Genomic DNA, 13390 nt, shown 5'->3' on the forward strand with positions numbered 1-13390 from the left:
GAGGTTGATGGATGAATACACATGCATATTGGCTTGATAAAGAGTATGACTCGGCGCTGGCTCTCGTGGGCGTGAGTGGACGTTTTCCCGGCGCTCGTGATGTCGAGACCTTCTGGCAAAATCTCTCTCAGGGTGTGACATCAATTCGCTTCTTTTCGGATGAAGAACTACTGGCGAATGGCGTCGATCCTGCAATGCTGGCACAGCCTAACTTTGTCAAGGCAGGCTCTCTGCTCGATGATATCGATCGCTTTGATGCCACTTTCTTTGGCTATACACCGCGTGAGGCGGAGTTGATGGACCCTCAACAGCGTCTGTTCCTAGAATGTGTCTGGGAGGCATTAGAGGGCGCAGGTTATAGTCCGGAGGCCAATCAAGCAATCACAGGTATCTTTGCGGGCTCAAGCTTCTGCTCGTATCTGGTGCGTAATCTGTATGCAGACCCCGATTTTATGGAGCAGGTTGGCGTGATGCAGGCCTCCATCGGAAACGAGCGCGATGCTCTGGTCTCGAATGTTGCCTATAAGCTTAATCTGAGGGGACCCTGTATGGCGGTGCAGACCTTCTGCTCGACGTCGCTGGTCGCTGTGCATATGGCGTGTCAGAGCCTGCTGAATTATGAGTGCGATATGGCTGTCGCAGGCGGTGTGGCAATCGAAATTCCTCATACGGGTGGCTATCTGTATACCGAGGGCGGCATCGTTTCACCCGATGGCGTGTGCCGAACCTTTGATGCCGATGCTCATGGGAGCGTGATGGGGAATGGTGTGGGTGTGGTGCTGCTAAAACGTTTTTCGGATGCGCTCGAAGATGGTGATCATATCTATGCGCTGATTCGAGGCTCGGCTACCAATAATGATGGCAGTCAGCGGGTGAGCGTGACTGCTCCGGGCCTGGAAGGGCAGACCGCTGTGATCGCGGAGGCGATCGGGAACGCTGGCGTGGATGTCGAGAGCATTTCTTATGTCGAGGCGCATGGTACCGCTACTGAGATGGGCGATGCCGTTGAGCTGGCGGCGATGATGAAGGCGTTTGCGACAAAAACGGATCGCAAACAGTTTTGTGCGATCGGCTCGGTTAAGCCGAATCTTGGTCATCTGGATCGCGCAGCGGGCGTCACGGGCTTGATCAAAACTGCTCTGGCACTTAAGCATAAATATCTTCCACCCAGCCTCAATTTTGAGCAGCCGAATAGCGATCTTGATCTGGCGAATAGTCCTTTCTATGTGAATACGGCTGGACGTGAGTGGCCGAGCAATGGTAGTCCACGGCGAGCTGGCGTGAGCTCCTTTGGTCTGGGAGGGTCAAACGCTCATGTGATTATGGAGGAGCCTCCACCGCTACTTGTTGGATCACAGGCTCGTACAGAGCAATTGCTGGTTTTTTCAGCTCCCACTGAGAGTGCTCTGACTCAGATGACTGTGAATCTGCTGCGCTATCTTCAGCAAGATGAACAGGCGTCGTTGGCGAACGTGGCGTATACACTGCAAGTGGGGCGCAATGTGTTTCAGCATCGACGTATGCTTGTCAGTTCCAGTCGAGCGGAAGCTATCGAGATTCTGGCACGTCAGGATGCGGCGAGCCTCGTGACACGTCAGGATGCGGTACGCGATCGACCCGTGACCTTCCTTTTCCCAGGTGTCGGCGAACAGTATACTGGTGTCGCTCGAGAGCTCTATGCACAGGAAAAGGTGTTTCGGCAGGTTTTTGATGAATGTAATTCCTATCTACAAAGGCACTGCGCGATTGATCTGCGTCAGAGCTTGTTTCCCGCTGAGGCCGATGGACAATTGCGACAGAGCAGGCAGGTAGGCGTGATGGATCTGCGAGCGATGCTGGGACGCGGCGCATCTCGTGCAGGACAAGCCGAGGAGCATAAGCAGACGCGAATTGCTCAGCCTGCTATCTTTGTGCTTGAATTGGCTCTGGCTCGACAATTGATGGCGTGGGGCGTTCAGCCACAGGCCTATCTGGGCTATAGTGTCGGCGAGTATGTGGCTGCCTGTCTGGCAGGTGTCCTGACCCAAGATGATGCTTTGATGCTGGTGGCTGAGCGTGCACGCATTATTCAAGAGTTTCAGGGTGGTGCGATGGTTACGGTGGCGCTCTCGGAGCAGGATGTTCAGCCCTATCTGGATGAGCAGATCAGCCTGGCTGTTATCAATGGTCCTCGTACCTGTGTCCTGTCTGGTCCGATCGAGGCTATCAATCAGTTGGAGCAGCTGTGGCAGCAACGAGATATCGTCTATCGACGCGTCGAGGCAACGCATGCTTTCCATTCTGCGATGCTTGAACCACTCAGTACACAGGTGACCGCACTCGTGCGAAAGATCTCTCTGCATGCACCGCAGATTCCTTATGTTTCAAATCTGACTGGCACCTGGATCACTGATGCTCAGGCAACTGATCCGACGTATTGGGCGCAACATATGTGTCAGACTGTGCGCTTTGCCGATGGTATCGAGACTATTTTGCAGCAGCGTGAACCTGCTATCGTCGAAGTGGGTCCGGGACAATCGCTGTGCTCATTTGTCAAGCAGCATCCGGCTTGCGAACGGACACGGATGTCTCTGATTTTTTCTACTCTGCCATCTGCTCATGAGCAGCGCTCTGATCAGGCGAGCCTCTTACAGGCTGTAGGAAAACTCTGGCTGAGCGGCGTCACGATCGATTGGGATGCCTTTGCCGCCGATGAGCCACGTCAACGTATCCCGTTGCCAACCTATCCTTTTGAGCGCGAACGCTACTGGCGCGATGCTCCTGCGATTAATCCTGCCGCACAGCCACAGGTCAATGAGCAGCAGGCTGGTCCTAATGATGATCTGCCTTTTCTCTCTGATATCAAAGACTGGTTCTCGGTCCCAAGCTGGAAACAGGTTCCTGCTCTGGCATCCTACAAGATACCCGCTACTGCACAGTCACAGACCTGGCTGGTCTTGAGTGGCGAAGATGGCCCCTCTGGTGTGCTGGTTGAGCGCCTGCGGCAGAGTGGCCAGCGCGTGATTACGGTACAGGCGAGTGGACAGTTTCAGACGTATGGGACGGAAAAATATGGCATCCGCCCAGATAAGCGTACTGATTATGAAGCTCTGTTGACTGCTCTGAAACAGCAGGATATACAGCCAACTCAGGTGGTTCACTGCTGGACTCTGGGTGTTTCCGCCTCCTTTGGTACTCTGCTGGAAAGTGGCTATTATAGTCTGATTGCTCTGGCGCAAGCTTTGAATGATCAGGATATTGAGCATTGTGATATCAGTATCGTGACCGATGATCTGTACGATGTGACCGGTCGGGAGCATTTACAGGCCGCGAAAGCGATTTTGATCGGACCATGTCGGGTGATCCCGCAGGAATATGCCAGTCTGAGTTGTCGCAATATCGATGTGGCATTGTCTGAGTCTGGTGCCGGGCAGCAGCTATACGATGAGCTGATCGCGCACGCTGATGATGCCGTGGTCGCTCTGCGATCCGGTCGGCGCTGGCTGCAAACCTTCGAGCCTGTGGCTTTAGCTCCCTGGGAGCGCGATGAACAACAGTTGCTGCGTACTGGAGGCGTCTATCTGTTTACCGGCGGTCTGGGCGGGATCGCTCTGGCGATGGCCGAAGATCTGGTGAGGCAGGTACAGGCCAAGTTGGTCTTGCTCAGTCGGAAGCCAGTCCCGCCACGCTCCACCTGGGAGGAGATCATGGCGACGCAGGGCGATCAAGAGGGGCTGGGACAGCAGTTGCATAAAGTTGTGGCTCTTGAGGCTCTGGGCGCGGAGGTGCTCCTGCTTCAGGCAGATTGTACTGATGAAGCGCAGATGCGTGCCGCGGTGACACAGGCCTATGAGCTGTTTGGGGCGATACATGGAGTAGTTCACGCTGCGGCCGTTCCGGGAGTTGGTTTGATTCAGCTCAAGACGCGCGCGCAATCTGAGAAGGTTATGGCAGCCAAAATTCAAGGAACTCTGCTGCTGGAACGTCTTTTTGAGGCACAACCGCTCGATTTTCTGGTGCTCTTCTCTTCTATGACCTCCGTTACGGGAGGCGGTCCGGGACAGGTCGATTATTGTGCTGGCAACGCTTTTCTCGATCTGTATGCTCTCCAGCCACATTCCCATGCTAGGCAAACGGTCGCGATCGATTGGGGCGAATGGCAGTGGAATGCCTGGACTCAGGGTCTGGCTGGCTATGATATCGAGGCACAGACCTATTTTCGAGCACATCGGCAACAGTATGGTATCTCATTTGCCGATGGGGCCGAGGCGCTGCGACGTATTCTGGCGACGCGTTTGCCTCAGGTGGTTGTCTCGACGCAGGACTTCCGCGAAGTTGCCGCCCGCAGTAAGAATTTTACTGCCGCAGCGATCCTGGAGCATACGCAGCAGAGCAGGCAGGGACAGGCGACTCATCCGCGTCCAGAGTTGATGAATCCCTATGCCGTGCCAGGTAGCGAGCTGGAACGTAAGATCGCTGGCATCTGGGAAGCTTTGCTCGGGATTACTCCCGTTGGCCTGGATGATAATTTCTTCGAATTAGGTGGCAATTCGCTGACTGGTATCGATCTGATTGCACGCATCAAAAAATCCTGTGACGCAAAAAATCTGGCCTCGCATGTCCTGTATGAAGCTCCTACCGTGGGCGCGTTAGCTCGCTATATAGAGCAGGGAGGATCGCAGGCCGTGGTGGTCGAGGAGTGGCAGGGACGTAGCGAGAAGCGGCGGGCTGGTCTGAGAAATCGCGTGCGCGAGACTGGGACAGTATTCTAAATACTCTCATAGGCTAAAAAGCAGGCATCGCGTAGAGAATGGATAATCAATGACAGGCACAGATATGAACGATAGTGCATATGAGTCGGCCTTAGCCATCGTTGGGATGGCCGGGCGGTTTCCTGGTGCGCAAAATGTCGAACAGTTCTGGCAGAATATTGCGGGTGGCGTGAAGTCTATTCATCGCTTTAGCGATGACGAACTGATGGCTGCCGGAGTAGATCCCGTACTACTGCGCTCACCCTCGTATGTCAAAGCGGGCGGCGCTCTCGAGGGGATTGAGCAGTTTGATGCCGGTTTTTTTGGCTATACTCCTCGCGAAGCAGAGATTATGGACCCACAACATCGCTTGCTCCTGGAGTGCGCATGGGAGACGTTGGAGCATGCGGGCTATGATCCACATCGTTATGTGGGTCTGATCGGGGTCTTTGCTGGCTCGGCCTTCAGTGCGTATTATCTGCATCATCTCTATGCAGATCCTCAGCTACTCTCAACGGTGAGCCAGCTACAGATTGATATCTCGAACGATCGCGATTCGCTAGCATCGAAGATCTGCTATAAATTGAATCTCAAAGGTCCAGGCGTTTCTGTCCACACCTTCTGTTCAACCTCGCTGGTCGCAGTTCATCTTGCAGGTCAGAGTCTGCTGAATTATGAATGCGATCTGGCTCTGGCCGGTGGTGTCTCCTGTCAGGTGCCTCGTAATCATGGATATATTTACGAAGAGGGTGGGATTCTCTCACCGGATGGCGAGTGCCGCACTTTTGACGCTCAGGCTCAGGGGAGCGTGATGGGGAGTGGAGTCGGCCTGGTGGCGCTGAAGCGTCTGCATGATGCGATACAGGATGGCGATCAGATCTATGCCGTGATACGTGGCTCCGCGATGAATAATGATGGCGGGACGCGGGTGAGCTATACGGCTCCTGGATTGGATGGGCAGGCGAATGTGATCCAGGCGGCTTTGAGCTATGCAGGTGTCGGCACCGAGAGCATTAGCTATATCGAGACGCATGGCACTGCGACCCGTCTGGGCGATGCTGTCGAGCTGGCAGCGATGCGCAAGGTGTATGAACAGCGGTCGAGTCGCAGGCAGTTCTGTGCGATCGGTTCGGTCAAGCCGAATGTGGGGCATTTAGATCGTGTGTCAGGCATCGCTGGCTTGATCAAAACGACCCAGGCACTACGCCATCAGCAGTTGCCTCCGAGTCTTAATTTTGAGCAGCCACATCCGGAGAGCAGTCTGGAGGAGAGCGCTTTTTATGTCAATACTGAATTGCGTCCCTGGGAGCCTCTGAAACCGGGGGAACCGCGTCGCGCAGGTGTCAGTTCCTTTGGGCTGGGAGGCACGAATGCCCATGTGATTCTGGAAGAATATCCCGATGTTGAAGCAATTGCTGGCAGCAAGGATGATTGGCAGCTGCTGATCTGGTCGGCACGTAGCGAGGCCGCTTTAAACGCTCAGACTGAACGGCTGTATGCTCATATGCAGCAGCAGCCAGATCAGCGCTTAGAAGATATCGCTTATACCTTGCAGGTAGGCCGTAGCGAGTTTGCTTATCGCCGAGCATTGCTCTGCCGCAATCGGGCGGAAGCCTTGAGCTCCCTACATGATGGCAATTTTGTAACACCATTTCCTGCTGAACACGAGACGTTTACTTTGAGTACGGATACTATCTCCGCGCATCTCCGCGCAGGAGCCGATGGAATATCGGCACTGCTCGGATTTGAGCCTGTCTCCATTGCAGGGATGGATACACGCGAGGCTTTGTTGTCTTGTCTGGCCCATTTGTGGCTGGCGAATATTGCTGTCGATTGGTCGATGGCACAAGTTCATGGGCAGTACCGGCGGGTCGCATTACCGACGTATCCCTTTGAGCATAAGGCATATTGGATAGCTTCTCCACAGGAACGCACTGGACAACTCCTTGTGGAACAGACGGCGTTGAAGGAGCAGGCTGCCGCTGGAAAGCTGGCTGAGATCGCTGACTGGTTTTATGTTCCTGTGTGGGAGCGCAGTGCGTTCGATTATGTTGGGACTACGGATGTGACGTTGCCTGATGTGGTTGTGCTTTTCGGACAAGAGAATGAGTTGATGAGCCAACTTGGTGAGCGGTTGATCGCGCTGGGGACACGTTGTATTTATGTGGCTCATGGCCCGCAATTTGTCTGCATGGACGAGGAACACTATGCGCTGCGACCAGATGCGCGGAGCGATTATGAGCAGCTTTTTCAGCAAATCTTTTCCTCTGGATATCGCCCTCAGGCGCTGCTACATTGTTGGAATGTAGAGATGCGACTGTTCGCAAGGAGTCAGAAGAGCTTTCAATATTATCAGGAGATGGGCTTCTATAGCTTGATCGCTCTGGCACAGGTTCTTGATCAGTATCTGGTGAATGAGCAGATGCGGCTCTATGTCGTCGCTTCCGGTCTCGCTACTCTTTCAGCTGAAGAGCATCTGTATCCTGAACGAGCAACATTACTGGCGGCAAGCAAAGTTATCCCACAGGAATATAGTCATCTGAGCTGTCGTGTAATCGATATCCCTCCTCTCTCGGACGATACTACTGCGATGACGGCGCAGGTAGCTGAGAACATTCTGCACGAGATGCGGATAACCGGATCAGCACCTATGGTCGCGTATCGTGGGCAGCAGCGCTGGCTCAGCGTCTATCAATCATTGCACCTCGAGGAAGCGGATGCGGCGGCTAGTCGCCTGCGTCCCGCCGGAGTTTATGTGATTACTGGTGGATTGGGACAGATTGGTCTGCTATTAGCTGAATATCTCTTTCAAGACTGGAATGCACGGTTGGTCTTGCTGACACATACGCCGTTCCCAGAACGTAGCGCGTGGTCACACCTTCTGGCAGATGGTACGACTGACGATGTCGTACGACGACGTATCCAGCGCTTGCAGGCTTTGGAAACTGCTGGCGCGCAGGTCGTGCTGGTACAGGCGGATGTCTCTGACTCTGCCCAGCTCGAAGCCGCCTTCAGGCAGGCCGAGGAACACTTTGGCAGTATCCAGGGCATTCTGCATACCGCAGGTGTCACCGATGAATCCTCATTTACCACGCTGCATCATCTACTGCCAGCCGATTGCGAACGACACTTTGAAGTCAAGGTTGCTGGTGTGCTCGCTCTGGAAGAGGTGCTGCGGGCAAGAACAGTTGATTTTTGCTTGCTGTTCTCTTCGCTATCAGCGGTCCTCGGTGGTCTGAGTCTGGTTGCTTATGCGGCTGCGAATGGCTTTATGGATGCCTTTGTTGAGGAGCTTCAGCGACAGGGAGATACTCGCTGGCTGACTGTGAATTGGGATAGCTGGCAGCTTGAGTCTCCAGAGCCAGAGGCGTCTCATTCCCACAAGACGATGGGGACGGTCCTGGCAATGGAACAATGGGAAGCTTTGAACGCTTTTGAACGCGTGCTGGCTTCCCATGGTACTCCACATCTTGTGAACTCAACGGGCAATTTGGCAATACGTGTTCGGCAGTGGATCATGCTTGACACGTTACAGACATCTCTGGAGAGCAAGCCGGCCCTGGTAAGCGCTGAGTCGGTCCATGATGAGCAGCAGCAGAATAAGGCGCGACAAGCGATCGATTATGAGCAGTTGCTTTGTGCGATCTGGTATGAAGTGCTTGGCGTGGAGCAGATTGGACTCTATGATAACTTTTTTGATTTGGGCGGCAATTCTCTCAATGGCTTGCAGGTCATCGCTCGGCTTCGGAAGGCGCTACAGATCCAGTTGCCGGTTGTGGCCTTGTTTGAAGCTCCTACGATTAGTACAATGATCGATTATCTGCGCTCTCTTCTGGCTGTGCAACGGTTGGAGGAGAAACAGCCAGAGCTACTTGAGCAGCGTCGGAAAAGAACACGCTATCAGGCACAAGAGCAAGAGATCGCTATTATTGGTATGAGCGGACGTTTCCCGGGTGCCGATAGCATTGAGCAGTTCTGGAGCAATCTGTGCGAAGGTACGGAGTCGCTCACTATCTTGAGCGATGAGGAACTGCTGGCCGCAGGTGTGGCTCCTGAACTTCTCACTCATCCACAGTATGTGAAGGCACGGCCGATACTTAATGATGTCGAGCAGTTTGATGCAGCCTTCTTTGGCTATAGTCCCCGAGAAGCTGAACTGCTTGATCCGCAACATCGTCTCTTCCTGGAGTGCTGTTGGGAGGTTCTGGAGCGAGCAGGGTATGATCCAGCTGGCTATGAGGGCTTGATCGGGGTCTTCGGGGGCACCAATATCAGTACCTATCTCCATACTGCGTTGAAGCAGCCCGAGCTGTTACATGTGTTGCAGGAACGCGTCAATGGCTATCAGGTCGCAATCAGTATGGACAAAGATTCATTGACGACGGGCGTTTCCTATAAATTAAATTTACGTGGTCCAAGTCTGGCAATCCAGACCTTTTGCTCGACCTCGCTGGTGGCGGTCCATCTGGCCAGTCAGAGTTTGCTCGCTGGCGAGTGCGATATGGCGCTGGCAGGAGGCGTCTCAATACATGTACCTGTGCATGAAGGGTACCTCTATCAGCCGGGAGGTCAGGAATCACCTGATGGTCACTGTCGAGCCTTTGATGCTCAGGCCGAGGGCGGCGTCTTTGGCGATGGGGTGGGGCTGGTGGCTCTGAAACGTCTGGAGGATGCCCTTGAGGATGGCGATCAAATTTATGCCGTGATCAAAGGTTCGGCTGTCAATAATGATGGTGCTGGCAAAGTGAGCTATACGGCTCCCAGCGTCAAAGGACAGTCTCAGGTGGTGCTCGATGCGCTGGCTCAGGCTGGCGTGAGCGCCGAGAGCATTGGCTATATTGAGGCTCATGGTACAGGCACTCCATTAGGCGATCCGATCGAAGTGACTTCTTTGACGAAGGCTTTTCGTGAGACCACAGATCAGATTGGCTATTGTAGTCTTGGGTCAGTCAAGACGAATGTTGGACATCTGGATCGGGCTGCTGGCGTTACAGGGCTAATCAAGGCCGTACTCGCTCTCCATACTGAGCAGATCCCGGCAAGTCTACACTATCAAGAGGCGAATCCTCTGCTACAACTGACTGAGAGTCCATTCTATGTGCAACAAGAGCGGCGTAGCTGGCCACGTGGAGGCCGCCCCAGACGCGCCGGGGTGAATGCTCTTGGTATGGGAGGCACAAATGCTCATGTTGTGCTGGAGGAGGCTCCCCTGCGCGTTACGGTCGCGTCGGAGCAATGTGCACAACTGCTTCTCCTCTCCGCAAAATCTGAGCACGCCTTGCAAATGATGACGATAAAGCTTGCTCAGCATCTGAGCGAGCATCCTGAGCAAGATTTGGCAGATGTGGCTTACACATTGCAGGTCGGAAGAAGTGTTTTTCCCTATCGACGCATGCTGGTAGTAAATGATCGAGTTGAGGCCAGTACTCAGTTGCAGGTTGCATCCGAACAAACAAGCAGTATATTGCATGAAGAGCATCGCGATCGTCCCGTGGCGTTTCTTTTCCCTGGCATCGGTGCTCAGTTTATCGAGACCATATTTGATCTCTATCGACATGAAGGCGAGTTCCGTCGACAGGTCGATCGCTGCTGTGTCCTGCTCAAGCCGTATCTCAAGTATGATCTGCGGGAGGCGCTCTTCTCTCTGACCTGGCCACAACATGCTGAATCAGAACCTGAACTGTTGGTCTCCCTGCAAAATCCAGATTATCGGACGCAGGCGGTCCAGGTCGCAAGCGAGCGGATGAAAATGACTGAACTGGTCCAGCCAACAACGTTTGTGGTGGAATATGCTCTGGCTCAATTGCTGATGCAATGGGGGATACATCCTCAGGCGATGCTGGGATATAGTGTTGGCGAATATGTGTCTGCCTGTCTGGCTGGCGTGTTCTCGCTCGAGGATGCTTTGATGCTGGTCGCTCGTCGCGCTCAGTTGATTCAGCATCAGCCGCAAGGTGCGATGCTGGCTGTGGCACTCTCTGAGGAGGAACTGCAATCCTGGTTGAATAAGGATGTGAGCGTGGCGGTTATCAATGCTCCGTCAACCTGCGTGCTGACAGGCACACCGCTGGCGATCACTGAGCTTGAGGCGCGCTTGCTGCGTGAGGGCATCGCGGTTCAGCGCGTCGAGGCGATGCATGCTTTCCATTCAGATTTATTGGCTCCTCTGGAAGAAAGTCTCACGCAACTTGTTCAACGCGTGCAGTTGCATGTCCCGCAGATGCCGTATATCTCGAATGTAACCGGAGACTGGATTACTCCCGCTCAGGCGACCGATCCTGGTTATTGGGCCGAACATATGTGTCAGACGGTCCGCTTCTCCTCGGGTGTCGCGCATCTCTTAGAGAATGAGCAGATGGTGATCCTTGAAGTGGGTCCTGGGCAGGCTCTGAGCTCGTTTGTGCGCCAACATCCCGCTTGTAGCCGTGAACGTATGTCCTTGGTCGTGGCGACGTTAGCAGTCCAGCCTGAGCGTAAAACGGCACGTGAGTTAGTTTTAGTGGCTCTGGGACGTCTCTGGATGCTGGGGGTGAAGGTTTCCTGGCACAATTTCTCTTTGCTTGAGTCGAGACAGCGTGTTCTCTTGCCAACTTATCCCTTTGAACGCCAGCGTTATTGGCTTCCTTTTAGCAGTTCAAGCGGAGAGCGGAATGGTGCTGCTGTCGTGGCCGGTAATCAGATTGAGGAAGCTGAGCTACCACGCATCCCTGATCTCAAAGATTGGTTTTTCCTCTCGACATGGAAACAGGAATATTCTACTCAGGTCTCGCGAATACTTGATCCTCTGCCACAGGCTAACTGGCTGATCTTTATGGATGAGCAGGGTGTGGGCGATGCTCTGGTGGCTTCCCTGCATGAGCATCAGCAGCGCGTGATCGCTGTAAAGCCTGGCTCTGCTTTTGTCCAATTGAGCGAAACTCTGTATACGATCCGCTCCTCCGAACGGGAAGATTATGTTCAACTTTGTCAGTACTGGTCAGGTGAAGCATCACCCGCTCTACCATTGCGTATTGTGCATCTCTGGTCACTGCATTCGGTTGGCGGTGACGCGCGTGATGAGCCGGCTTCTTCTTTGCAGTATGGCATGTATAGCTTACATGCTCTGGCTCAAGCTCTGGGCAAGCGCGAGCCTGAGCCGTGCTCCATAGATATTGTTACTCATGGCGTTTTGCCTGCCCTAGGCACTGAAGTTATGTATCCCTTCAATGCTACTCTGATCGGGGCCTGTAAGGTTTTGCCGCTAGAGTATTCGCAGTTGTCCTGTCGCCTGATCGATATTGTAGGTCCTCTGGAGAAAAATGTTGTCCGTGCGCTACGGGCAGAGTTGGGACGGGAACGTAGCGCTGATCTGGTAGCCTTACGCGGCTTGCGTCGCTGGATTGAAGTCATCGAACCTTTTCCACTGGTGGCACAAGCTCGTGAGGCTGTCCGAGTCCGTGTAGGCGGTGTCTATTTGATCACGGGCGGATTGGGTGGCATCGGTCTGGCGTTGGCTCATTGGTTGGCCAGTACGTATCAAGCCAGGTTGGTGCTGCTGGGTCGCCATGGTCTGCCCGCTCGTGAGCAGTGGGATGCGATTTTGTCGGATCAGGATGAGCAGACGTATGAAATACGACAACGTATCTGGCAAGTGCGCGAGTTGGAGACATCAGGAGCTGAAGTGCTGATCCTGAAGGCTGATGTCCGAGATGTAAGCCAGATGCAGAGCTCTCTGACGCAGGTTCAGCAACGTTTTGGGGCTTTGCATGGTGTCTTTCATGCTGCTGGCGTTCCTGGTATTGGATTGACTCAATTGAAGACACCGCAGCAGATTGCCGATGTGCTTGCTCCCAAGCTGGATGGTGTGCAGATGCTCGAAAAGCTTTTACGTGGCAGCGAGGTAGAACTGGTGGTGCTCTTCTCCTCGACGACCGCTTTGACCGGAGGAGGACCCGGTCAACTCGATTATAGTGCGGCGAATGCTTTTCTTGATTGCTATGCTCAAAGCTGGGCTCAGCGGGATGAGAGTGAGTCGCGGCGTGTGATCGCGATCGATTGGAGCGAGTGGCAGTGGAATGGCTGGAAAGCGGGACTTGAGGGTTATGGTGCCGAGGCACAGGCGTATTTCGCGAGCAATCGGCAGCGCTATGGGATCGCTTTTTCTGATGGTATGGAGGCTCTACAGAGGATACTCGGGACCGACGTACGATCGATTATCGTATCGACCCAGGATTTTAGTCGGGTGAAAGAGCAGAGCAAGCAATTTACGATCAGTGAGATCTTGAAGCAGACGCATGAGCAGCGTCGAATGCATCCGAGCTATGCGCGTCCGGCACTACTTAGCGCCTATATTGCTCCTGGGAACGAGCTAGAGAGCCAGATTGCAACTATCTGGGAGGATCTATTGGGGATTACTCCTGTTGGCATGCTCGATAACTTTTTTGAGCTGGGTGGGAATTCGTTGCTTGGACTCGATGTGATTGCTCATTTGCGCAAGCTGGGAAGCCACAAATTAATTGCTCCGCATATTTTATATGAGTTTCCAACTGTACACGCGCTGGCCGATTATTTGCAAGAGAAGCACGCTCCGGAAAGTGGCGAAGAGGAGCAAGCACGCGGTAGGCAGCGACGCGCTGGTATTAAACGCATGGTAGAAACAAGAAAGTCGAGATAGAGTGGGT

General features: G+C 53.8%; 2 protein-coding genes. Both read left to right on the forward strand.

All coding sequences use genetic code 11. The annotated features are described in order from the left end of the window. The first annotated feature begins 11 nt into the window (after window positions 1–11). On the forward strand, window positions 12–4751 hold the full coding sequence (locus AC27N8_RS13395; RefSeq protein WP_487067792.1) for a type I polyketide synthase: 4740 nt from the start codon (window positions 12–14) through the stop codon (window positions 4749–4751). 49 nt (window positions 4752–4800) lie between these two features. Continuing rightward, entirely contained in the window at window positions 4801–13383 is an 8583-nt protein-coding gene (locus AC27N8_RS13400; RefSeq protein WP_487067794.1) for an SDR family NAD(P)-dependent oxidoreductase, read from the forward strand. Window positions 13384–13390 lie beyond the last annotated feature (7 nt).

This window comes from Dictyobacter sp. Z7_2, assembly GCF_057551105.1.